A 22,287-nucleotide genomic window follows, 5' to 3' on the forward strand; every position below is an offset into this window, starting at 1 on the left:
CCAGTTCGCGAAACCGGCGAACAGCGGCGTCGCGAACATCAGCAGCATGATCGTGCCGTGCATCGTGAACGCCTGATTGAACTGCTCGTTCGACATGATCTGCGTGCCGGGACGGGCCAGCTCGGCGCGCATGAGGAGCGCCATCAGGCCGCCGACGCAGAAAAACGCGAACGACGTGACCAGGTACATCGTGCCGATGGTCTTGTGATCAGTGGTCGTGAGCCACTTCACCACGGCGATACCCGGTTGCTTCTTGCGTACGGGCGGTGCTGCCGGAGCCGAATCGGCGGCGGCACCCTGAGGTTCGTTGAGGATGCTCACTGGTTTTTGGTCTCCGCGTTCCTGGCGTGATCCGTCTGCTCGATGCCCGACGGCAGGTAACCGGTCTGGCCCTTCTTCGCCAGGTCCTTCAAGTGCTCCCGGTACCGCTCGGGGGAGACGACCTTGACGTTGAAGAGCATCCGGGAGTGGTCGACGCCGCAGAGCTCGGCGCACTTGCCCATGAAGGTGCCCTCGTGGTTCGGAGTCACCTCGAAGACGTTGGTGTGGCCCGGGATGACGTCCTGCTTCATCAGGAAGGGCACCACCCAGAAGGAGTGGATGACGTCACGCGACGTCAGGACGAACTGGACGGTCTCGCCCTTGGGCAGCCACAGGGTCGGACCCGGGTTGCCGGTCTGCGGATTCCGCTCGCCCGGGGTGCCCTCGTCGTAGACGCCTTCGGCGCCGGTGGGAACACCCTTCTTCCACTTGTCCGGAATAGCGGAGAGTTCCTTGGAATCGACAGCCGAGGTCGACTTGTTGCCGTCCACGTCCTCCAGGTAGTTGAACGCCCAGCTCCACTGGAAGCCCACCACGTTCACGACGTGGTCCGGCTTCTTGGAAGTCTTGAGGAGTTCGCTCTCATCACGCGCGGTGAAGTAGAAAAGCACCGCGATGATGATGAACGGGACGATCGTGTACAACGCCTCGATCGGCATGTTGTACCGCGTCTGCGCGGGGACCTCCACCTTGGTCCTGCTGCGACGGTGGAAGATCACGCTCCAGATGATCAGGCCCCACACCAGCACGCCCGTTGCGAGGGCGGCGGCCCAGGAGCCCTGCCAAAGAGAGAGGATCCGCGGCGCCTCGTCGGTGACGGGCGTTGGCATGCCGAGGCGGGGGAAGTCCTTATATGTGCAACCAGTCGCGGTCGCCAGGACCAGGCCCGCAGCAAGCACCTGCGGCAGCTTCCGCCGCATCGGGCGCCGCGACGAGCGGTCGGAGCCGTTGGGACTCACGTAGCGCCTTCCCGAGAGTCTCGCCCGCGAGACCGGCTGCGGCCGTCTCGCTGGTCGGTCGCCGGCCCTGGCACGGGCAGGGGTTTGGATGTTTATGCGGACCAAACCCTACTGGACGCTATTTGGGGTCGCGCGGGGAGGGTGCCCAACGCGCCGCACGGCACCCCGAAGGGGTGGCCGAGCCCTTCCGGCGCCGCCCCCTGAGCTCCCGAATCGCCGCTTCCACCAGGCATCTGACGACGTGCCGACATCAGGCCCGGCGGCGCCCCCTGCCCTGTCTCCCACCTGCCGCCCGTCCGCGCCCCTGCGCCCGGAGCGGCGGCCCGGCCGGTCATCTAACGTCTCGTACGTGCCCTACTTCGACGCCGCCTCCGCCGCCCCTCTGCACCCCGTCGCCCGGGACGCGTTGCTCGCCTCCCTGGACGAGGGCTGGGCCGATCCGGCCCGCCTCTACCGCGAGGGGCGCCGGGCCCGGCTGCTGCTGGATGCCGCGCGGGAGGCGGCGGCGGAGGCCGTGGGGTGCCGCCCCGACGAGCTGGTTTTCACCCCTTCGGGGACGCAGGCGGTACATTCCGGAATTTTCGGCGCGCTCGCGGCCCGTCGGCGTGTCGGGCGCCAACTGCTGCACTCCTCGGTTGAGCACTCCTCGGTGCTGCACGCCGCGGAGGTGCACGCGGCGGCCGGCGGCACGGTGTCGGAGGTCGCCGTGAACCGGTTCGGCCGGGTGGCCGCCGAGGACGTCGCCGCGGCGCTGCGGCCGGACACCGCGCTCGTCTGCCTCCAGTCCGCGAACCACGAGGTGGGAACCGAACAACCGGTCGAGGAGGTAGCGGCGCTCTGCCGGGAGGCGGGTGTGCCCCTCCTGGTGGACGCCGCACAGTCCCTGTTGTGGGGAAGCGTGCCCGGCGCCTGGTCACTGCTGGCGGGGAGCGCGCACAAGTGGGGCGGACCACCCGGCGTCGGGCTGCTCGTGGTCCGCAAGGGCACCCGGTTCTCGCCCCAGGGGCCCCTGGACGAGCGGGAGTCGGGGCGCGCGCCGGGGTTCCAGAACCTCCCGGCGATCGTGGCCGCGGCGGCATCCCTGCGGGCGGTGCGCGCGGCCGCGGAGTCCGCGCCGGCCGGCTCCGCGCCGGACGAAGGGGCGCGGCTGCGGGGGCTGGTGGATGTGATCCGGGCCAGGGTTCCGGAGCTGGTACCGGACGTGGAGGTCGTCGGTGACCCCGTCCACCGGCTGCCGCACGTGGTGACCTTCTCCTGTCTCTACGTGGACGGGGAGACGTTGCTGCACGAGCTGGACCGTGCGGGCTTCTCGGTCTCCTCGGGCTCCTCGTGCACATCGAGCACGCTGGTCCCGAGCCATGTGCTGCGCGCGATGGGGGTGCTGTCCGAGGGCAATGTGCGGGTCTCGCTGCCGTACGGCACGTCCGAGGCGGATGTGGACCGGTTCCTGGAGGTGCTGCCGGGGACGGTGCGCTCGGTGCGGGAGCGGCTCGGTGTGCCTACCGGGGAGTCCGCGGCTACGGTGCCGGCCGAGGCCACGGAGGGCGGGCCGGACGCGGGGAGCACGGCGGAGGCTACCGCCACTACGGATCCGGAGCCCGACTCCCCCGCCGGGCTGGTGGTCGACGCGCTCGGCAGACGCTGTCCGATCCCGGTCATCGAGCTGGCGAAGGTGATCGGCCGCGTGCCGGTCGGTGACACCGTGACGGTGCTGTCCGACGACGAAGCCGCACGGCTGGACATCCCCGCCTGGTGCGCGATGCGCGACCAGGAGTTCGTCGGCGAACGGGCCGCGGAGCGCGGCGCCGCGTACGTCGTGCGGCGCCGCGTCTGACCATTCGGCCGGCTCAGCCCAGGTGTGCCTGGATCTCGCCCGCGGCCTCGTGGCCGTATGCCTTGGTGAAGCGGTCCAGGAAGTGGCTGCGGCGCAGCTCGTACTCCTGGGTGCCGACGGTCTCGATGACCAGCGTCGCCAGCATGCAGCCGACCTGCGCGGCGCGCTCCAGGCCGACGCCCCAGGCCAGGCCGGACAGGAAGCCGGCGCGGAAGGCGTCGCCCACGCCGGTCGGGTCGGCCTTGGCGTTCTCCTCCGGGACACCGACCTCGACGGCGGGCTCGCCGACCCGCTCGATGCGGACGCCGTTGGCGCCCAGGGTGGTCACGCGGGTGCCGACCTTGGCGAGGATCTCGTCGGAGGTCCAGCCGGTCTTGGACTCGATCAGGCCCTTTTCGTACTCGTTGGAGAAGAGGTAGGCCGCGCCCTCCATGAGCGTGCGGATGGCCTCGCCGTCCATCCGGGCGATCTGCTGGGAGAAGTCGGCCGCGAAGGGGATCGCGCGGCTGCGGCACTCCTCGGTGTGCCGGATCATCGCCTCGGGGTCGTCCGCGCCGATCAGCGCGAGGTCGAGGCCGCCGACCCGCTCGGCCACGGTGTGCAGCTCGATCAGCCGGGCCTCACTCATGGCGCCGGTGTAGAAGGAGCCGATCTGGTTGTGGTCGGCGTCGGTGGTGCACACGAAGCGCGCGGTGTGCAGGACCTCGGAGATGCGCACCGAGCGGGTGTCCACGCCGTGCCGGTCGAGCCAGGCGCGGTACTCCTCGAAGTCGTTGCCCGCGGCGCCGACCAGGATCGGGGCGGTGCCCAGCTGGCCCATGCCGAAGCAGATGTTGGCGGCGACGCCACCGCGACGGACGTCGAGCTGGTCGACCAGGAAGGAGAGGGAGACCGTGTGCAGCTGATCGGCGACCAATTGGTCGGCGAAGCGGCCGGGGAAGGTCATCAGATGGTCGGTGGCGATGGAGCCGGTGACTGCGATACGCACGACGGGTCTGCTCCTGCGGAAGGCGTGAGGGCGGACGGACGGAGAGCAACGCTACCCGGTCACACCGGACCCTCCTACCTGACAAAACTACCCAATAGTAGGGCTTTCTCCGCAGGCCGAAGGGTGCGTACGGTTCCGCTATGACCAACGATGTGAAAGCCGTCACTTCCCGTTCCCGCGCGGTTTCCACCGGGGATCCGGAGTCGCTCGACCAGCTGCGTGGGGACTGCGCGCGGATGGCGCCGCACTGGAAGGCCGGGCGGCGGTCCACGCCGGCTCCGGCCGGCGCGTCCGATCTGCACGGAATCAAGGTCTCGGCGGCTTCCGCCGCACTTGTCGATGGTATGTCCGAGTACGGCGACTGAAAAGCGCACTGAAGGGAACCGCCCGCACCCCCGGCCCGTCCCATCGGCGTCCCCCTCACGGAGGATGGCACGTCAGATGTCCAGCGGAGCCGAAGGAGCGATGCGGTGAACACCGAGGACACCCCCGAGACCACCACGTCCACGGAGCGCAGGCGGCGCACCCCCCTGGTGGTCGCCTCGATGGCCGCTGCGGTGCTGCTCGCCGGGGGCGGCGCGGCGTACTGGGCCTCGTCCGCGTCCAGCGGCGGGGACTCCGCGGCGGGCGCCGGGGCGAAGAAGGACCCGCCGCCGCTTGCGCTCGACGGCTACGGCGGCGGCGGGATCGCCGCCGGTGAGCCCAATCCCCAGGGTGCGAACTACCGGGCGGTGGAGAAGCTGCCGGACGGGCCGGACTCCGCGCCGGTGTACCGCCCGCAGGGGCAGATCAGCAAGGCCGCCGTGGAACGGCTGGCCAAGGCCCTGGATGTGGCCGGAAAGGCCCGGTCGGAGGGCAACACCTGGAAGGTCGGAGGGCTGACGCGGGATGCCCGCAGCCCCGTTCTGCAGGTGAACAAGACCGGCTCGGGCTCGTGGACGTACACGCAGTACGGCACCCCGGGCGGGACGAACTGCGCGCTGCCCGCCAATCCCAAGGACGACGCCGAGGAGGGCTCGGGCGCGTCGAGCCGGCCCGGCTGCCCGTCCTACCGCGGTGGCGGGGACGCCTCGACCGAGGACGACGGCAGCGGCAAGGGCGCGGTGTCGCAGGAGAAGGCGAAGCAGGCGGTGCAGCCCGCGCTGAAGGCGCTCGGCCGGCAGGACGCGAAGCTGGACGCGAGCGGGCTGTCCGGCGCGGTGCGGATCGTGACCGCGAACCCGGTGCTCGGCGGGCTGCCGACGTACGGCTGGCAGAGCGATCTGCAGGTCGGCTCGGACGGGCAAGTCGTGGGCGGCAGCGGCCAGTTGGCGAATCCGGCGAAGGGCGCGGACTATCCGGTGCTGAACGCGGACAGGACGCTGGACCGGCTGAACTCGCGGGACGGCCGCAACAAGCCCGGTGACTGCGCCTCGCCGCAGACCGAGAAGGGCCGCAGCGGTGGCGGCGTCGCGCCGTGCGAGCCGGCACCGACGCGGGCACAGAAGCCGGCCGACGTGACCGGGGCGACCTTCGGGCTCTCGGTGCAGTACGTGGACGGCCGGCAGGCGCTGGTGCCGTCGTGGCTGTACAAGGTGCGCCAGCCGGGCGCGAGCAACGGCCCGGACGCGTTGTCGACGGTCGCGCATCCGGCGGTGGATCCGGCGTATCTGGCCCACCAGGGCGAGGACGGCGCGTCGCAGAGCCCGGGGCAGTCGCCGCAGAAGCCGTCCGGGAAGCCCGGGGCGATGGCGCTGGAGGCGTACGCCGTCTCCGATGGCGGGAAGAAGCTGACGCTGCACTTCTGGGGCGGCGTGTGCAGTACGTACTCGGTCAGCGCCGAGGAGTCGGGCACGACGGTGAAGACCAAGGTGACCGGCAAGGACAAGAAGCCGGGTCAGGTCTGCGTCAAGATCGCCAAGGAGTTCACCAAGACGGTGACGCTGGACAAGCCGCTGGACGGCCGGAAGGTCGTCGATGTGTCGACCGGTGAGTCCGTGCCGAAGCAGTGACAAGCCCCCCGGGCCGCCGACGGCCCGGGGGAAACAGCGAAAGGCGGCGCCCCCTCGGGGGCGCCGCCTTTCTTCCCGCTGACTCTTAGCTGAAGGAGTCGCCGCAGGCGCAGGAGCCGGTGGCGTTCGGGTTGTCGATCGTGAAGCCCTGCTTCTCGATGGTGTCCACGAAGTCGATCGAGGCACCACCCAGGTAGGGGGCGCTCATCCGGTCGGTGACGACCTTGACGCCGTCGAAGTCCTTCACGACGTCACCGTCGAGCGAGCGCTCGTCGAAGAAGAGCTGGTAGCGCAGTCCGGAGCAGCCACCGGGCTGAACGGCCACCCGCAGCGCGAGGTCGTCCCGGCCTTCCTGCTCCAGCAGGCCCTTCACCTTCGACGCGGCCGCGTCGGACAGGATGATGCCGTCGCTGACGGTGGTCTCGTCCTGAACGCTCATCTACATCTCTCCCGGGTTGTACGGACCGCTTGTCATCGGATGCAGAACTCTGCAACCAAAGACGTCCCGGATTAATTCCGGCTGGGCTCAACTTGTCGAGAAGCCTTCCGGACACTGCCGGCAAGGGTTCTCTCTTCATGCTCGCACACCGGCGCGCGGTTGACGGTGGCCGCCCGCACAAGCGGCGGGGCGGATGCGTCACATCGACACAATGGCCATCGTCAAAGTGACGTGAAGGAGCTATGATAGATAGCGTCAAATAGACGAAAAGGCTCCCGGTGTGCACGCACCGGCTCCACTGGTGTGCGGCAGCGCCGCGCTCATCGAAGAAAAGAGAGGGTGCGTGTCGTGACCACCGCCCAGCCCCTGGACGTCCAGCCGAGCCCGCTCGCGCTGCTCCTCCTCGGCCGCGAGGCCGACCCCAAGAGCGAGCGTGGCGTGGACTGCCCCGGCGACCTGCCGGCTCCGTCCGACCCCGACCTCGTCGAGCGCGCCCGCGCGGCCAAGGCGAAGCTCGGGGACAAGGTCTTCATCCTCGGGCACCACTACCAGCGCGACGAGGTCATCGAGTTCGCCGATGTGACCGGAGACTCCTTCAAGCTCGCGCGGGACGCCGCCGCCCGGCCGGCCGCCGAGTACATCGTCTTCTGCGGTGTGCACTTCATGGCGGAGTCCGCGGACATCCTCACCACCGACGACCAGCAGGTCGTCCTCCCCGACCTGGCCGCCGGCTGCTCGATGGCCGACATGGCCAATGCCGAGCAGGTCGCCGAGTGCTGGGACGTGCTGACCGAGGCCGGCATAGCCGAGCAGGTCGTGCCCGTGTCGTATATGAACTCCTCGGCCGACATCAAGGCGTTCACCGGCAAGCACGGCGGCACGATCTGCACCTCCTCCAACGCCAAGCGGGCGCTGGAGTGGGCGTTCGAGCAGGGGGACCCCTCGACGAGCAAGGTGCTCTTCCTGCCCGACCAGCACCTGGGCCGCAACACCGCCGTCCGCGACCTGGGGATGTCCCTGGAGGACTGCGTCGTCTACAACCCGCACAAGCCGGGCGGCGGGCTGACCGTCGAGCAGCTGCGGAACGCCAAGATGATCCTGTGGCGCGGGCACTGCTCGGTGCACGGCCGCTTCTCGCTGGAGTCGGTCGAGGACGTACGGGCCCGGATCCCCGGCGTGAACGTCCTGGTGCACCCCGAGTGCAAGAACGAGGTCGTGGCGGCGGCGGACTACGTCGGGTCGACGGAGTACATCATCAAGGCCCTGGAGGCCGCGCCCGCCGGTTCGAAGTGGGCGATCGGCACCGAGCTGAACCTCGTCCGGCGGCTGGCGAACCGGTTCGCCGACCAGGACAAGGAGATCGTCTTCCTCGACAAGACGGTCTGCTTCTGCTCGACCATGAACCGCATCGACCTGCCGCACCTGGTCTGGACGCTGGAGTCGCTGGCGGCCGGCAAGGTCGTCAACCGCATCGAGGTCGACAAAGAGACCGAGAGCTTCGCCAAGCTGGCGCTGGAGCGGATGCTGGCGCTGCCGTAGGCGCGCCGGAAACCCGAAGGGCCGGGGCCCGCACCGTGAAGTGCGGGCCCCGGCCCTTGCCGTCATCGACGTGGCCGCAGGGGGCGGTCAGACGCCCGCAGGCTCCGGGGTGCGGTCGTCCTTCCCGGCCGGGGCCGCGTCCGTGTTCCTGGCCGCCTTCTTCTTCGCGCGGCGCTCCTTGCGCAGCTCGATCATGGCGTAGAGCGTCGGGACGAGAAGCAGCGTCAGCAGCGTCGAGGTGATCAGACCGCCGATCACGACCACCGCGAGGGGCTGCGAGATGAAGCCGCCGTCCCCGGTGATCGACAGCGCCATCGGCAACAGCGCGCAGATCGTCGCGAGCGCCGTCATCAGGATCGGGCGGAGCCGGTGCCGGCCGCCCTCGATGACCGCTTCCACCACGCCGTGGCCCTGCGCCCGGTACTGGTTGATCAGGTCGATCAGCACGATCGCGTTGGTGACCACGATGCCGATCAGCATCAGCATGCCGATCATCGCCGGCACGCCCAGCGGGGTGCCGGTGGCGACCAGCAGGCCGATGGCGCCGGTCGCCGCGAAGGGTATCGACACCAGCAGGATCAGCGGCTGCACCAGCGACTTGAAGGTCGCGACCAGCAGCATGAAGACGATCGCGATGGCCGCCAGCATGGCCAGTCCGAGCGAGGTGAACGCCTCGGTCTGGTCCTGCGAGACGCCGCCGATCTCCGCGGTCGCGCCGTCCGGCAGGTCGAGCGCCTTGATCTCGCTCTGCAGCGCGGTGCTGACCGCGCCGGTGTTGTCACCGGTCGGCTTGGCGGTGATCGTCGCGGAGCGCGCGCCGTCGATCCGGGTCATCTGGACCGGGCCGGGGACGGTCCGCACGGTGGCGATCTCGCCGAGTTCGACCGCGCCGGCCGGCGTCGGGACGGCCAGGTTCCGCAACTCGGCCTCGGTGGTGGCCGGGTGGGCCGCCGTGATGACGATGTCGCGCTCGGTGTCGTCCAGCAGCGCCTTGCCGCTGGTGGTACCGCGGACCGCCTGGGTGACCGCGGCGCCGAGGGTCGCCTGGTTGTAACCGGCCGCCGCGGCCTTGGCGTTGGCCTTGACGGAGATCCGCGGGACGCTCTGCGCCAGGTCGCTCTGCACGTCGGTGACGTCGTCGAGACCGGCGACTGCCTTGCGCACCTGCTCCGAGGCGGCCCGCAGGACGTCGGCGTCACCGGCCTTGACCACCACACTCAGGTCCTGGCTGCCGAAGCCGCCGCCCGCGGTCACGGTGGTCTCGCCGATGCCCTCGCCGAGCTTGTCGAGTCCGGCCCTCAGATCGTCGGAGACCTTGCCGGAGTCCGCGTCGGCGGTGAGCTTCAGCTGGTACGAGGCCTGGTTGGCGCCGGTGCCGCCACCGAAGGCCGCCATGAAGCCGGAGGAGCCGACGGTGACCTGGTAGTCCTCTACGTCGTCCGTACCGGCCAGCAGCTTCTCGACCTTCTTGGCCTGCGCGTCGGCCGCACCCAGGCTGGTGCCGGGCCTCAGCTCCTGCTTGAGGGTGAGGGTGTCCTGGTCCCCCTGGTCGAAGAAGTTGGTCTTCAGCAGCGGCCCCATGCCGAACGTGCCGATCAGGATGACGGCCGCGATCACCAGGCTGGTGACCCGGCGGCGGGTCGCGAAGCGCAGCACGGGGACGTACAGCCGCTGGAGCGGGCTGCGGGTCTCCTTCTCCTCGGCCGCGCGGCGCAGCTCCTCCGGGTCGGTGCCCGCGGGGGTCTTCGGGGCGCGCAGGAACCAGTACGAGAGCACCGGCACGACCGTCAGCGACACGATGAGGGACGAGAGCAGGGCGACGGTGACGGTGAGCGAGAAGGAGCCGAAGAGGGCACCGACCATGCCGCCGACCACGCCAATGGGGAGGAACACCGCGACGGTGGTGAGGGTGGAGGAGGTGATCGCTCCGGAGACCTCGCGGACGGCGGTGAGGATGGCCGAGCGGCGCTCCTCGCCGTAGCCGAGGTGCCGCTTGATGTTCTCCAGGACGACGATGGAGTCGTCGACGACGCGGCCGATGGCTATCGTCAGCGCGCCGAGGGTGAGCATGTTGAGGGAGAGGTCCTGGGTCCACAGGACGATCAGGGTGATGACGACGGAGAGCGGGATGGAGACCGCCGTCACCAGCGTGGAGCGCAGGCTCAGCAGGAAGACCAGGATCACGATCACGGCCATGATCAGGCCGAGCAGGCCCTCGGTGGTCAGCGACTCGATCGACTTGGAGACCGCCGGGCCCTGGTCGGAGACGACCGTGACGTCGGTGCCCTTGCCGAGGTCCTGACGGATCTGGGTCAGCTTGTCCTTGACCGCGTCGGAGATGGCGACGGCGCTGCCGTCCTGGTCCATCGTCACCATGACGGCGAGGCTGGGCTTGCCGTCGGTGCGGGTCAGCGAGGTCGGGGCCGCCGGCTTCTCCTTGACGGTGGCGACGTCACCGAGCCGGACCGGCTTGGCAGCTCCGCCGCCCTGGGCCGCGGCCGCGCCGCCCGCCGCCGGGCTCGGGGCGATCATGAGGTCCTGGATCTGGCGGACCGAGCTGAATCCCGCGCCGACCTGGACGGTCCTGCTCCGGCCGTCCTCGGCGAACGAGCCGGCCGGCACCGAGGTGCCACCGGCCTCCAGCGCCTGGCCGAGCGCGGCGGCGGACAGCCCGGAGGCGGCGAGCTTCTTGTCGTCGGGGGTGACCGCGACGATCCGGTCCTGTACGCCGTCCACGGTGACCTGGCCGACGCCGTCGATGTTCTTCAGGCCCGGTACGACGCTGCGGTCCAGCTGGTCGGCGAGTGTCTGCTGGTCCTTGGTGGTGGAGGAGACGGCGAGGACGACGGTGGGTATGTCGTCCGTCGAGCCGGCCACCACCTGCGGGTCGACGTCCTTCGGCAGCTGCGCACGGGCCCGGTTCACAGCCTGCTGGACATCGGCGACCAGGCGCTTGGAGTCGTTGCCGTAGTCGAACTGCGCCATGATGACGCCGGAGCCCTCGCTCGATGTCGAGGTGACGCTCTTGATGCCGTCGACCGCCTGGATGCCGTCCTCCAGCGGCTCGATCACCTGCTTCTCGACGACATCGGGCGACGCGCCCTGGTACGGCGCCAGCACGGACACCATGGGGAGTTCGATGGAGGGCAGGAGCTGCTGCTTGAGCTGAGGGATCGCGATGGCGCCGAAGGCGATCGCGACGATCGACATCAGCGCTATCAGGCCCCGTTGTACGAGGCTGAGTCGGGACAGCCAGGACATGGGTGGGGTCTCTCTTCTGTTCTGAAGGGTCGGCCGGGGCGCACCGGGCGGATCAGGGCGCGGCGGCCTGCTCCGCCCCCATCCGGGTCGCGTTCCGGGGGCCTGCACCGGCCCACCTACACCATCGACCCTGGCAGGGCCACTTTCCCTCGCTCGCAGGTCGGTTTCGGGGCCGGGGTCGTACAGCGTTCGGAGTACGGGCCCCGCACCCTCACTGCACCCGTGGGCGTACGAGTCCCGATTCGTACGCGATGACCACCAGTTGTGCCCGGTCCCTGGCCCCGAGTTTGGCCATCGCACGGTTCACATGCGTCTTGACGGTCAGCGGACTGACGGCCAGCTGCTCGGCGATCTCGTCGTTGGACAGCCCGCCGGCGACCAGGACCAGCACCTCCCGCTCGCGGCCGGTCAGCGTCGAGAGCCGCTCGGCGCCGCGGCCACCGAGCCCCCCGTCGGCCGAACTGTCGCCCTGCGCGAGGAACTTGGCGATCAGCCCCTTGGTCGCGACCGGTGAGAGCAGCGCCTCGCCGGCCGCCGCGATCCGGATGGCGCTCAGCAGTTCGTCGGGCTCGGCGCCCTTGCCCAGGAAGCCGCTCGCGCCGGCCCGCAGGGACTGCACCACGTAGTCGTCCACCTCGAAGGTGGTCAGGATGACCACCCGGACGCCGGTCAGCTTCGGGTCCTGGCTGATCATGCGGGTGGCGGCGAGGCCGTCCACGCCGGGCATCCGGATGTCCATCAGCACCACGTCGGGGACGCTCGACGCGGCCAGTTCGTACGCCTGGGCGCCGTCGGACGCCTCCCCGACCACCTCCATGTCGGGCTCGGAGTCGACGAGTATGCGGAACGCGCTGCGCAGCAGCGTCTGGTCGTCGGCGAGCAGTACCTTGATCGTCATGCGGTCTCCCCCGTACGGACGGTCTGCAGCGGCAGGGTGACCCGCACCTGGAATCCCCCGTTGGCGCGCGGCCCGGTCACGACCGTGCCGCGCAGCGCGAAGACCCGCTCGCGCATCCCGATCAGGCCGTGGCCGCCGCCGTTCTCCTCCGGCCCGGCCGGCTCCGCGGCGGCGCCGTCGTCCAGGACGGTCACCGACAGCGCGGCGTCGGACCTGATGATCCGCACGATCGCGCGAGCCCCTTCGCCGGCGTGCTTGTGGACATTGGTCAGCGCCTCCTGGACCACCCGGTAGGCGGTGAGGTCGACGGAGGCGGGCAGGGCGTCGGGCGGCCGGGGAATCTCCAGTTCGACGGGGAGTCCGGCGCGGGTGAACCCCTCGACGAGCTGGTCCAGGACGCCGAGCCCCGGTGCCGGTTCGGTCGGCGCCTTCGGGTCGTCGGACTGGCGCAGCAGACCGACCGTGGCGCGGAGTTCCTCCAGCGCCGAGCGGGACGCCTCCCGCACGTGCGCCAGCGCCTGTTTGGCCTGGTCGGGGCGGTTGTCCATGACGTGCGAGGCGACACCGGCCTGCACATTGACGAGCGCGATGTGGTGGGCGACGACATCGTGCAGCTCGCGGGCGATGCGCATGCGTTCCTCGGCGACCCTGCGCCTGGCCTCCTCCTCCCGTGTGCGCTCGGCCCGTTCGGCGCGCTCGCGGATGGCGTTGACGTAGGCCCGGCGGCTGCGCACCGCGTCGCCCGCCGCCGCGGCCATGCCCGTCCAGGCGAAGATCCCGAGGTTCTCCTGGGCGTACCAGGGGCTCGCGCCGTAGAGCATCGCGGCGGCGGTCAGCACGACGACGGTCAGCGCGCCGACCCGCCAGGTGGTGGGCCGGTCGGTGCGGGAGGCGAGGGTGAAGAGGGCGACCACGGAGGCGGCGGCCACCGGGGCCCGCGGATCGCTGGACTGCACGACGAGCTCGATGATGGTCAGCGACCCGGTGGCGGCGAGGACCGTTCGCGGCAGTCGGCGGCGCAGCACCAGCGCGGAGCAGGCCAGGGCGGCCAGCACCACGGTCATGGCCGACAGTTCGCGGGCGCCGAACCGCGGGCCGTGCGGACCGTGCGGTTCGGCCACCGCGCCGCACAGGATCGCCGTGAAGACGCCCACCGCCAGGACGGCGTCGAACGCGAGCGGGTGCGTCCGGTACCACGGGAAGCGGCCCGCGCGGGGCGCGTCCTGGCCGGGTTCGGGTGAGGTCACAAGAGCAAACGGTAGCGCCCCGGTCCCACGAGGGGGCCGGGGCGCTGTCGTTGTGCGCTGGAGTGAAGGCGGCGCCGGGGCGGCACGCACCCGCAGGTCCGCGCCGGCCTGGCACTCAGCCCGGGATGAGGCCGTCGTCGCTGAGCATCTCCCGGACTTCTTCGAGGGTCGCGTCCGGAGCCGGCAGGATCAGTTCGGACGGCTCCAGGGCGTCGTCGGGCAGGGGGGTGCCCATCCGGCGCACCGCGTCCAGCAGGGCGCCGAGCGTCCGGCGGAAGCCGTCGTCGTCACCGCTCTCCATCTCGGCGAGCAGCTCATCGTCCAGCTTGTTCAGCTCGGTGAAGTGGGCATCGTCCAGCTTCACCTGCCCCTCCCCCATGATCCGTACGATCACGACGGTCTCCCTTGGTCCGGTCCGACGATCTCTGCGAGGCTATCCGCCGCCGACCGTCACTGCTTGTCGAAACGCGGCTGGTCCTGCTGCGGCGACGGCTGCGCCTCGCCACCCTGGCCCGGCTCGATTGCCTGCTTGCCGGCGGACGGGCCGCCCGCGAGTTCGGCCTTCATCCGCTGCAGTTCCAGCTCGACATCGGTGCCGCCGGACAGCCGGTCCAGCTCGGCGGTGATGTCGTCCTTGGCCATGCCGGTCGGGTCGTCCAGCGCACCCGAGGCCAGCAGCTCGTCGATCGCGCCGGCCCGCGCCTGCATCTGCGCGGTCTTGTCCTCGGCACGCTCGATGGCCATGCCGACGTCGCCCATCTCCTCGGAGATGCCGGAGAAGGCCTCGCCGATCCGGGTCTGGGCCTGGGCCGCGGTGTACGTGGCCTTGATGGTCTCCTTCTTCGTACGGAAGGCGTCGACCTTGGCCTGCAGCCGCTGCGCCGCGAGGGTGAGCTTCTCCTCCTCACCCTGCAGCGTCTGGTGCTGCGTCTCCAGGTCGGTGACCTGCTGCTGCAGCGCGCTGCGACGGGAGAGCGCCTCGCGGGCGAGGTCCTCCCGGCCGAGCGCGAGCGCCTTGCGGCCCTGGTCCTCCAGCTTGGAGGACTGGCCCTGGAGCTGGTTGAGCTGCAGCTCCAGGCGCTTGCGGGAGGTCGCCACATCGGCGACACCGCGGCGCACCTTCTGGAGCAGCTCCAGCTGCTTCTGGTACGAGTAATCGAGGGTCTCGCGCGGATCCTCGGCCCGGTCCAGGGCCTTGTTGGCCTTCGCGCGGAAGATCATCCCCATCCGCTTCATGACACCGCTCATGGGCCTCGCGCGCCCCCTTCTGACCGAGTTTTACATCGGGCTTAGGCTCCAGCACATCTACAGACCCCACAGTACGGGCCTTGGTTCCATTACCGCACTGTTCGGACCCGGATGCGCTCCTCCTCCAGGACGATCAGGGAGCACCTGTTCTCCCGCCCAGGGAGTAGGAAGCGCCGGAGAACCGCCGTGGCGTCCGCTCTGTCCTGGTACCACACCGAGCGCGGGACGCGCCGTTGCCGGATCGTTCCCCGTCGGACGATGGCCCACACCCGCCGACCACGTACCCTTGGGTGTTGTGTTCCGAAGCCGTTCGAAGGATGAGCAGGCCGCGACCGCCAAGGTGACCGCGGACCAGCCCCAGCAGCCCCGCGACCCGCAGGCCCCCAAGGGGCGGCCGACGCCGAAGCGCAGCGACGCCCAGTCGCAGCGCCGCTCGCGTGCGCATACGCCGACCAACCGCAAGGAGGCGTCCAAGGCCCAGCGCGAGGCCCGCCGTACCGACCTGGCCAGGCAGCGCGAGGCCATGGCCAGTGGCGATGAGCGCTACCTGCCGGTGCGCGACAAGGGCCCGGTGCGCCGGTTCGCCCGTGACTTCGTCGACTCGCGCTGGTGCGTCGCGGAGTTCTTCCTGCCGATGGCCGTCGTGATCCTGGTGCTCACCATGGTCCGCGTCCCGCAGATCCAGAACATCGCGCTGCTGCTCTGGCTCGTGATCATCGTGCTGATCGTGCTCGACTCGGTCGGCATCTGGTTCCGTCTGGGCAAGCAGCTCACCGCGCGCTTCCCGAACGAGAGCCAGAAGGGCGTCAAGGCCTACGCGGTCATGCGCACCCTGCAGATGCGCCGGCTGCGGCTGCCGAAGCCGCAGGTCAAGCGCGGAGAGCGGCCCTGAGCCGGAGCCCGTCCGGTTTCCGTGGCGGGGCCGATGCCTGGCTCGGCGGCCTGGGCGGGCTGCGCAACACCGTCCGCCAGGAGCTGGTGGCGCGCCAGCTCGAGGAGCAGATCACCGCACGCTTCCCCGTGGGACAGCGGCTGCGGGTGCTCGACGTGGGCCCGGGGCAGGGCACTCAGGCCCTGCGGCTGGCACGCGCCGGGCACCAGGTCACCGGACTGGAATCCGACCCGAAGATGCTGCAGGCCGCACGGGACGCGCTGGCCACGGAGCCGGCCGGGATCCAGGACCGGGTCCGGCTGATGGAGGGCGACGGCCGGGAGACCGGCGTGCACTTCCTGCCCGGCTCCTTCGACGTCGTGCTGTGCCACGGCGTGCTGATGTATGTGCCGGACCCGGATCCGATGCTGGCCGGCCTCGCCCGGGTGCTGGCACCCGGTGGCCTGCTGTCCCTGGTCGTCCGTAACGCCGACGCGCTCGCCATGCGGCCCGGGCTGTCCGGCGACTGGGCCACGGCGCTGGCCGCCTTCGACTCACCCGCCTACACCAACCGCCTCGGGCTGCCGGTGCGCGCCGACCGGCGGGACGCGCTGAGCGCCACCCTCGCCGGGATCGGTGCTCCGCTGCACACCTGGTACGGCGTCCGGGTCTTCACGGATCTCGCGGGGAATGACCCCGCCCCGCAGTCCGCCGAGGAACGGGAGATGCTGCTGGCCGCGGAGGACCGCGCGAGCCGCACGGACCCTTACCGCGCGGTCGCGGCCCTGCTGCACCTGTGCGGCGTCCGCGGCTGACGGCGGCGATCTGCCGGCGGAGCCGGCAGCCGACGACACCGACGACGACGCGGGGCGTCCGCCGGCCCGAAGGCCCGGCGGACGCCCCTTGGTCGACCGGCTCGCGGACTCAGCCCGCGTCGGCGTGCAGACTCATCGGGGCCGTGTAGATCTCCGTGCCGTCCTCGAAGAGCCTCACCTGGTCCACCCCGCCGTCGAGCAGGGCTTTCCACTCCTCACCGACCCAGGACTCCGCGTCCCCCTGCGTGGTGAACTCCTCCGGCTCCACCGCGGGCGCCGTCTCCGTACCGTCCGTCTTCTCGAACCGCCACGTCCACGCCATGTCCGCCTCCTGGATCCCACCGAGTACGTGTCTGTGCCACCGCGGGCCGCGACCTGCCGCGCCCGCTGTGTCGTGCTTTCGTGCTGATCCGCAGCCTAACGGCCGTGTCGAGAGGTCCCCCCGCGCGCCCGCGCGGCACGGACGCGAGAAACTCGGCGGGTGGACCTCACTCTCCTTGGCACCGGAGCCCCTCAGGGGCTGCCGCGCCCCGGCTGCCCGTGTGCCGCCTGTGCCACCGCCGTCGGCGGCGAGGCGCGGGCGGCGACCGCGCTGCTCATCGACGGCGCGCTGCTCATCGACCTGACGCCGGGCCCCGCCTTCGCGGCCGCCCGGGCCGGCCAGTCGCTGGCCGGCGTGCGACAGGTGCTGCTCTCACATCCGCACGACGGGCCCGCGATGGAGGTGCCGGCCGGGTTGCCGCAGCCGGGCCGGGTCGCGGACGGGCGGGAGCTGGCGCTGCTCGACGGGCACCGCGTACGGGCCATCGCCGTGGACATCCCCGGCACCGGCTACGAGGTGGGCGGCGCAGGCGGCGAGCGGCTGCTGTATCTGCCTCCCGGCGCCGCACCGGCCGGGCTCGGCGGGGAGAACCGGGGCGGCGGCTACGAGGGCATGGGCGGCACCGGCCCGTACGACCTGGTGCTGCTGGATGTGCTGGAGCGGCCCGACGCCCTGGCCCGGCTGCGGGCGAGCGGGGCGGTGGACGCGGCGACCGATGTGGTCGCGGTGCACATCGACCACAGTGTGCCGCCGGGCCCCGAACTGCACCGCAGGCTCGCGGCGGCGGGCGCCCGCGCGGTGCCGGACGGCAGCTCGCTGGTGGTCGGCGAGTATCACGCCGTGCCCGATCTGCCGCGCCGCACCCTGGTGCTGGGCGGCGCGCGCAGCGGTAAGTCGGCGGAGGCGGAACGGCGGCTGGCGACCTTCCCCGAGGTGCTGTACGTGGCCACCGGGGGCAGCAGGGAGGGCGATACGGAGTGGGCGCAGCGGGTGTCGCTGCACCGCGAGCGGCGCCCCGGCAGCTGGCGCACCGCGGAGACCTGCGATCTGGTGCCGTTGCTCGCGGACACCGGCCCCGGCGCCGACCCGGGCACCGGCCGGCCGGCCGACGCCTCGCCGCTGCTCATCGACTGCCTCGCACTGTGGCTGACTCACGCCATGGACGAGGTCGGGGCGTGGGACGACGAGACGTGGGAGGCCGGTGGCCGGCGCGCGCTGCGGGAGCGGACCGATGCCTTGGTCGCGGCTCTCCGGGCGACCCGGCGCCCGGTGGTGGCGGTGAGCAACGAGGTGGGCTCCGGGGTGGTCCCGGCGACCGCGGCTGGCCGCCGCTTCCGCGATGAACTCGGGAGGCTGAACGCCGCGTTCGGCGCCGAGTGCGAGCAGCTGCTGCTGGTCGTCGCGGGCCAGGCGCTTGCGCTGCGTGGATGACACGGCGCGGGCCTGGCCCGTGTCCGCTTGCCCGGGGGCGCCGGGGCGGGTGCCCTTGACCCGTGACCGAATCCGAACCGACCAAGACCGTACCGCCGGCCGCGGCGGGCCGCGCGGCATCCGCCGTCCGCGGTGCGCGGGAGCCGCGGTGCGCCGCGGGCACCAAGAGGCATGCGGCCCGCGGCGTGCGGGATCCGGGGCCGCGGGAGCGGCGTTTCGATGCGGCGGTCCTGGCCTACCTGGCGCACTCTCCGCAGGCGACGGTGGTCGCGCTCGGCGAGGGGCTGGGCACCGGCTTCTGGCGGCTGGACAACGGGCGGCTGACCTGGCTGACGGTGCAGCCGCCGGAGACCGCCGCGATGCGCCGGATGCTGCTGCCGGACGGCCCCCGGCGGCGTACGGCCCCGTGCGCGGTGACCGATCACCGCTGGTTGGACGCGGTGCCGCAGCCGGATCGCGGGGTTGTCGTCGTGGCACCGGGGGTGCTGATGCGGATGCCGCCGCCCGCGGTGCGGGCGTTGCTCGCGGCCTGCGCGGAGCGGTTTCCCGACGGTGCGCTGGTCTTTGACGTCCTGCCACGGCGGGCCACCGCGCTGGTCCGATGGTGCGCCGGGCTGTCCGGTGGCCGGTGGCCGGATCCGTCGCGGTGGGGTCTGGACCGGGCCGACCTGCCGCGGGTGGCGAGTGCCCATCCGGGCATCACCGGCGTCCGCGAACTTCCTTTGGGGCGTGGGTGGTTGAAGGGGCCGGTGAGTTGGCGGCCGGCCCGGCTGCCGGGCGTACGCGCCGTGGCACCCCTGGTGGTCGAGGTGCGTTTCGCCGCCCGGTAGCGGCCGGCGGGCCCAAGGGCAGGCGATATTCCGGTGGATCGCCGGTGGCCGACGGACCGCGCACGTCAGCCCGCCGGTCGCGCAGGGTGAGGCCGGTCGGCCGCGCGCGTGCGGTCGACCGGCCCCGGGCCGCCTCGCCCGCGGCGCGTTGCCGGTAATCTGCGCCCAATGAGCGCCCTGAACCTCGATGACTTCGCCCAATTGATCGAGCGCCCCGACGGCGGCGTGCGCCGCGACGCCGAGGAGCGGCGGGCCCAGCTGGCCGTGCCGCCGGGTGCGCTCGGCCGCCTCGACGAGTTGGGCGAGTGGCTGGCCGCCGCCCAGCATCAGGTGCCGGTACGGCCCGTCACGCAGCCGCGGGTGCTGCTGTTCGCCGGCGACCACGGGGTCGCGGAGCTGGGCGTCTCGGCCCGTGCGGCCGGCACCGCCAAGGACCTGGTGCGCGCCGTGCTGGACGGCGCGAGCCCGGCCGCCGTGCTGGCGCGCGGCGCCGCGGTGCCGGTGCGCGTGGTGGACATGTCGGTGGACTGCGAACCGGACGAGCTGCCCGCTGAGGTCTCCCGGCACCGGGTGCGCCGCGGATCCGGCCGGATCGACATCGAGGACGCCCTGACCGCCGAGGAGGCGGAGGCGGCGTTCCGGGCCGGGATGGCCATCGCGGACGAGGAGGCGGACGCCGGCACCGATGTGGTGGTCCTGGGCGATCTCAGCGTCGGCGGGACGACCGCCGCGAGCACCCTGATCGCGGCACTGTGCGGGACCGACGCCTCGGTCGTCACGGGGCGCGGCGGGGCGCCGATCGACGATCTGGCCTGGATGCGCAAGTGCGCGGCGATCCGGGACGCGCTGCGGCGGGCCCGGCCGGTCCTCGGCGATCAGCTGGAGCTGCTGGCCACGGTCGGCGGCGCGGACCTGACGGCGATGACGGGCTTCTTGCTGCAGAGCGCCGTACGCCACACGCCGGTGATCCTGGACGGCGTGGTCGGCGCGGCCTGTGCGCTGGTCGCGCAGCGGGTGGCGTTCCGGGCGCCGGACTGGTGGGTGGCCGGTCAGGCGAGCGGCGAGCCCGCTCAGGGCAAGGCGCTGGACCGGATCGCGCTCAACCCTCTGCTCGACCACGGCGTCACTGCGGGTGAGGGGACGGGGGCGCTGCTGGCTCTGCCACTGGTGCGGGCAGCGGCGGCTCTGGCGGCGGAACTACCCGTACGCGACTGAGCATCACCGGCCGGTAGCGGCCGGTCGGCACCACGGCCGGAGCGGTCACACATCGGGACCGCTCGGGCCGTCAGTGACATCCCCATAAGATCGCTCTTCATGGGAGATGTCGCTTGAGTCCGGATGATGGCCGCCCTGCCGGCCCCTGGTGGCGGCGCGGCGTCGTGCGCATGGCGGCGCCGATGGTGCGACGGAGTGTTCCCCCGGCGGCGGTCATGGGCGCCGGCGATGTGGGCGGCACGGCTCACGCCGAGTGCGGCCCGACGCCGGAGCGGGCGGGCGCAAGAGGCGCAGATCACCCGGATCCCACTGAACCCCGTGATATCGCCTTCCGTCTTCGTTCGCGGATCGCGACTCGGCGCGGGCCCGGTGCGGTGCCGGTGGCGCGCGCCGCTCAGCCTCTCCCTCCGGCGGTGGCAGATGGATTCGCCCTCTCGCACCCCTGCGAAATACCGCCCTCCTCGGGGAGCGCGGGCCATGCTCTTCGCCATGCGCACCGCTTCGCCGCGTACCGGGGCCGTCTCCGCCCACGCGGAGGGATGCCCGGACTCGCCGGGGCCGTCGACAAGGCGGCGCCGGGCGCACCGGGAGAACGCGAGATGAGCGAGCCCGCCCTGCGTCGCGCCGCGCGGGCCGAGTGGGGCCCGCTCCTGCGGACCGTGCGGTCCGCGCTGGCCGCGCGGAAGCTGCGGGCGATTCCGGTGACGCTCACGGCGGTGTGCCTGACCGTGGTCTTCCAGTTCGTGCAGAACCAGTCGTGGGGATACCGGCCGATCCAGAACATCGGGTCGGTGCAGGCCGACGAGCACCTGTGGCTGGCGCTGCTGCGGACCCCCTTGTCGCTGTTCGTCCCCGCGCTTGACCTGCCGGTCTGGGGCGCGCTGGCCCAGATGCTCGTGGTCTTCGGGATCGCCGAGATCTGTCTGGGCCGGTGGCGGATGCTGGCGGTCGCGTACACCGCCACGCTCGCCGGGACGATGTACGCCCGGATCGGCCTCTGGCTCGGCGCGGACAGCCCCCTGGGGCTGCCCGACGCGGACGCCTACGTCATCGACACCGGCCCGTCGGCGGCCGTGGTGGGCCTGGCCGTCCTCGTGTGCTGGCACCACCGCGCCTGGCTGTCCTGTGCCCTGGTGTCGGCCGCGATGGTCTTCGAGGTGGTGTTCATCAAGAACAACCTGGCCGGCAAGGAGCATGTCGCGGCCGTGCTGGTGGTGCTGGTGGTGTGCGCGGTGGGAGAGCTCCGAAGACGCAGCCGCCGCGGACCGGACGGCACGCGGCGCGTCAGCGGCTCGGGGCGCCCCCGATGACGTACTCGATCTTGCGGCGGACCGAGTTCCAGCGCAGGTCGTGGCGGTACGCGCGGACCGTCGCGCGCGCCCTCGCCTTGGGCCGGTCGCGGTAGAGGCGTTTGGCCCAGGGCGAGTTGGGCCGGGCCAGCCGGACGGCACCGAAGAGGGCCACGAACGGGACGAACGTCCCGACGACGGCCATCCGGGCCTTGCCCTTGACCAGCGCGATCAGCACGAAGAGGAAGTTGGCACCCACCGTCCGTACCACCTGGAGGCGGTCGCTGGTCTCGTCCGGGCTCAGCTCGTTGACACCGAACGGCAGGAAGCCGCAGAGGATCAGGCCGACCAGCGCGGCGGTGAGGATGACGATCTCCACGCTCTTGGTGCCCGCCTCGGTCCAGTACACGTCGTCCAGATGCAGGACCAGCGCGAACTCGTCCAGGACCAGCCCGACCCCCATGCCGAAGAGCACCGCCGCGACACCGGAGCCGAAGCCGCGCCGGTCCCCGGCGAGGGCGATGAAGCCGCCGATGACCATGAGGAGCACACCGGGGACGACGTGGTGGATGTGCACCCCGCCGGGGGTGACGTTGCGGAAGGGGCCCTTGCCGGCGCGGATGAGGCGGGTGATGGCGCGGGTGATGAGGAAGGTGAACACGAAGGAGCCGAGGGCGAGGAGGAGCGGCAGCTTTCCGGGCTCGACGATGTTGCGGAACCACCAGTGATCCATCCCACATGCTCCCCATTTGTCGCGTAGGGGCAATCTAGCGTCGGCAGGGGCCGGGA

General features: G+C 71.7%; 21 protein-coding genes. 10 read left to right on the forward strand and 11 right to left on the reverse strand.

Features of this window, described 5'->3' with window-relative positions; genetic code table 11:
• On the reverse strand, positions 1–321 hold a 321-nt coding region (locus ACH4FH_RS27725; RefSeq protein WP_398558643.1), incomplete at its 3' end, for a cbb3-type cytochrome c oxidase subunit I.
• Positions 318–1,280: a cytochrome c oxidase subunit II gene (coxB, locus tag ACH4FH_RS27730; protein ID WP_398558644.1), complete on the reverse strand. Its 963-nt coding sequence runs from the start codon at positions 1,278–1,280 to the stop codon at positions 318–320. The genes coxB and ACH4FH_RS27725, both read right to left, overlap by 4 nt.
• Before the next feature lie 349 nt (positions 1,281–1,629).
• Here coxB and ACH4FH_RS27735 point away from each other — a divergent pair, with 349 nt between their 5' ends.
• A complete protein-coding gene (locus ACH4FH_RS27735; RefSeq protein ID WP_398558645.1) occupies positions 1,630–3,114 on the forward strand; it encodes a cysteine desulfurase/sulfurtransferase TusA family protein in 1,485 nt (494 codons plus the stop codon).
• 13 nt (positions 3,115–3,127) lie between these two features.
• Here the strand turns inward: ACH4FH_RS27735 and ACH4FH_RS27740 are convergent, their stop codons facing one another.
• Positions 3,128–4,102, reverse strand: coding sequence for a carbohydrate kinase family protein (locus ACH4FH_RS27740; RefSeq protein WP_398558646.1), 975 nt, complete (start codon positions 4,100–4,102; stop codon positions 3,128–3,130).
• A gap of 140 nt (positions 4,103–4,242) precedes the next feature.
• Here ACH4FH_RS27740 and ACH4FH_RS27745 point away from each other — a divergent pair, with 140 nt between their 5' ends.
• Positions 4,243–4,467 carry a hypothetical protein gene (locus ACH4FH_RS27745; protein WP_398558647.1) on the forward strand — a complete coding sequence of 75 codons (225 nt, stop codon included), beginning with the start codon at positions 4,243–4,245 and terminating at the stop codon, positions 4,465–4,467.
• Between the two features lie 105 nt (positions 4,468–4,572).
• Positions 4,573–6,093, forward strand: coding sequence for a hypothetical protein (locus tag ACH4FH_RS27750; protein WP_398558648.1), 1,521 nt, complete (start codon positions 4,573–4,575; stop codon positions 6,091–6,093).
• A gap of 85 nt (positions 6,094–6,178) precedes the next feature.
• Here the strand turns inward: ACH4FH_RS27750 and ACH4FH_RS27755 are convergent, their stop codons facing one another.
• Positions 6,179–6,532 (reverse strand): iron-sulfur cluster assembly accessory protein, encoded by a 354-nt coding sequence (locus tag ACH4FH_RS27755; protein ID WP_362614785.1) that lies wholly within the window; start codon positions 6,530–6,532, stop codon positions 6,179–6,181.
• Positions 6,533–6,871: 339 nt separating this feature from the next.
• On the opposite strand from ACH4FH_RS27755, the gene nadA reads away from it, so the two are divergent.
• Positions 6,872–8,071, forward strand: a complete 1,200-nt coding sequence (nadA, locus tag ACH4FH_RS27760; RefSeq protein WP_398558649.1) for a quinolinate synthase NadA — start codon at positions 6,872–6,874, stop codon at positions 8,069–8,071.
• An 87-nt stretch (positions 8,072–8,158) separates the two neighbouring features.
• Here nadA and ACH4FH_RS27765 read toward each other — a convergent pair whose 3' ends face one another.
• The 5 genes from ACH4FH_RS27765 to ACH4FH_RS27785 form a co-directional block, all read right to left on the reverse strand.
• Complete coding sequence (locus tag ACH4FH_RS27765; RefSeq protein ID WP_398558650.1) at positions 8,159–11,332, reverse strand: efflux RND transporter permease subunit; 3,174 nt, start codon at positions 11,330–11,332, stop codon at positions 8,159–8,161.
• Positions 11,333–11,543: 211 nt separating this feature from the next.
• Positions 11,544–12,230 carry a response regulator gene (locus ACH4FH_RS27770; protein WP_398558651.1) on the reverse strand — a complete coding sequence of 229 codons (687 nt, stop codon included), beginning with the start codon at positions 12,228–12,230 and terminating at the stop codon, positions 11,544–11,546.
• A complete protein-coding gene (locus ACH4FH_RS27775; protein ID WP_398558652.1) occupies positions 12,227–13,477 on the reverse strand; it encodes a sensor histidine kinase in 1,251 nt (416 codons plus the stop codon). The genes ACH4FH_RS27770 and ACH4FH_RS27775 overlap by 4 nt, the downstream gene beginning before the upstream one ends.
• Positions 13,478–13,592: 115 nt before the next feature.
• Positions 13,593–13,871 carry a hypothetical protein gene (locus tag ACH4FH_RS27780; RefSeq protein ID WP_398558653.1) on the reverse strand — a complete coding sequence of 93 codons (279 nt, stop codon included), beginning with the start codon at positions 13,869–13,871 and terminating at the stop codon, positions 13,593–13,595.
• Between the two features lie 56 nt (positions 13,872–13,927).
• Positions 13,928–14,725 carry a PspA/IM30 family protein gene (locus tag ACH4FH_RS27785; protein WP_398558654.1) on the reverse strand — a complete coding sequence of 266 codons (798 nt, stop codon included), beginning with the start codon at positions 14,723–14,725 and terminating at the stop codon, positions 13,928–13,930.
• A 295-nt stretch (positions 14,726–15,020) separates the two neighbouring features.
• Here ACH4FH_RS27785 and ACH4FH_RS27790 point away from each other — a divergent pair, with 295 nt between their 5' ends.
• The gene (locus tag ACH4FH_RS27790; RefSeq protein WP_398558655.1) at positions 15,021–15,617 is read left to right on the forward strand and encodes a DUF3043 domain-containing protein; all 597 of its coding nucleotides are present in this window, start codon (positions 15,021–15,023) and stop codon (positions 15,615–15,617) included.
• 50 nt (positions 15,618–15,667) lie between these two features.
• Positions 15,668–16,411 (forward strand): class I SAM-dependent methyltransferase, encoded by a 744-nt coding sequence (locus ACH4FH_RS27795; protein ID WP_398558799.1) that lies wholly within the window; start codon positions 15,668–15,670, stop codon positions 16,409–16,411.
• A gap of 109 nt (positions 16,412–16,520) precedes the next feature.
• Here the strand turns inward: ACH4FH_RS27795 and ACH4FH_RS27800 are convergent, their stop codons facing one another.
• Entirely contained in the window at positions 16,521–16,733 is a 213-nt protein-coding gene (locus ACH4FH_RS27800; RefSeq protein ID WP_398558656.1) for a hypothetical protein, read from the reverse strand.
• 159 nt (positions 16,734–16,892) lie between these two features.
• Here ACH4FH_RS27800 and ACH4FH_RS27805 point away from each other — a divergent pair, with 159 nt between their 5' ends.
• From ACH4FH_RS27805 to ACH4FH_RS27820, 4 genes are all read left to right on the forward strand, one after another.
• Complete coding sequence (locus ACH4FH_RS27805) at positions 16,893–18,164, forward strand: bifunctional adenosylcobinamide kinase/adenosylcobinamide-phosphate guanylyltransferase (protein WP_398558657.1); 1,272 nt, start codon at positions 16,893–16,895, stop codon at positions 18,162–18,164.
• Positions 18,165–18,226: 62 nt separating this feature from the next.
• The gene (locus ACH4FH_RS27810) at positions 18,227–18,994 is read left to right on the forward strand and encodes a class I SAM-dependent methyltransferase (protein ID WP_398558658.1); all 768 of its coding nucleotides are present in this window, start codon (positions 18,227–18,229) and stop codon (positions 18,992–18,994) included.
• 168 nt (positions 18,995–19,162) lie between these two features.
• The gene (locus ACH4FH_RS27815) at positions 19,163–20,209 is read left to right on the forward strand and encodes a nicotinate-nucleotide--dimethylbenzimidazole phosphoribosyltransferase (RefSeq protein ID WP_398558659.1); all 1,047 of its coding nucleotides are present in this window, start codon (positions 19,163–19,165) and stop codon (positions 20,207–20,209) included.
• A gap of 599 nt (positions 20,210–20,808) precedes the next feature.
• On the forward strand, positions 20,809–21,519 hold the full coding sequence (locus tag ACH4FH_RS27820) for a hypothetical protein (RefSeq protein ID WP_398558660.1): 711 nt from the start codon (positions 20,809–20,811) through the stop codon (positions 21,517–21,519).
• Here the strand turns inward: ACH4FH_RS27820 and ACH4FH_RS27825 are convergent.
• Positions 21,494–22,231, reverse strand: a complete 738-nt coding sequence (locus ACH4FH_RS27825; RefSeq protein WP_398558661.1) for a hypothetical protein — start codon at positions 22,229–22,231, stop codon at positions 21,494–21,496. The two genes, ACH4FH_RS27820 and ACH4FH_RS27825, sit on opposite strands and share 26 nt — an antisense overlap.
• Positions 22,232–22,287 lie beyond the last annotated feature (56 nt).

It is taken from the genome of Streptomyces sp. NPDC017993 (assembly GCF_044328065.1).
Classification (GTDB): domain Bacteria; phylum Actinomycetota; class Actinomycetes; order Streptomycetales; family Streptomycetaceae; genus Streptomyces.

What these genes read in the sequence shown, in the direction of transcription:
- ACH4FH_RS27765 (WP_398558650.1), bottom strand. Translation starts at nt 11,332, where the DNA reads ATGTCCTGGCTGTCCCGACTCAGCCTCGTACAACGGGGCCTGATAGCG.
- ACH4FH_RS27745 (WP_398558647.1), top strand. Translation starts at nt 4,243, where the DNA reads ATGACCAACGATGTGAAAGCCGTCACTTCCCGTTCCCGCGCGGTTTCC.
- ACH4FH_RS27825 (WP_398558661.1), bottom strand. Translation starts at nt 22,231, where the DNA reads ATGGATCACTGGTGGTTCCGCAACATCGTCGAGCCCGGAAAGCTGCCG.
- ACH4FH_RS27820 (WP_398558660.1), top strand. Translation starts at nt 20,809, where the DNA reads ATGAGCGAGCCCGCCCTGCGTCGCGCCGCGCGGGCCGAGTGGGGCCCG.
- ACH4FH_RS27785 (WP_398558654.1), bottom strand. Translation starts at nt 14,725, where the DNA reads ATGAGCGGTGTCATGAAGCGGATGGGGATGATCTTCCGCGCGAAGGCC.
- ACH4FH_RS27800 (WP_398558656.1), bottom strand. Translation starts at nt 16,733, where the DNA reads ATGGCGTGGACGTGGCGGTTCGAGAAGACGGACGGTACGGAGACGGCG.
- ACH4FH_RS27770 (WP_398558651.1), bottom strand. Translation starts at nt 12,230, where the DNA reads ATGACGATCAAGGTACTGCTCGCCGACGACCAGACGCTGCTGCGCAGC.
- ACH4FH_RS27755 (WP_362614785.1), bottom strand. Translation starts at nt 6,532, where the DNA reads ATGAGCGTTCAGGACGAGACCACCGTCAGCGACGGCATCATCCTGTCC.
- ACH4FH_RS27815 (WP_398558659.1), top strand. Translation starts at nt 19,163, where the DNA reads ATGAGCGCCCTGAACCTCGATGACTTCGCCCAATTGATCGAGCGCCCC.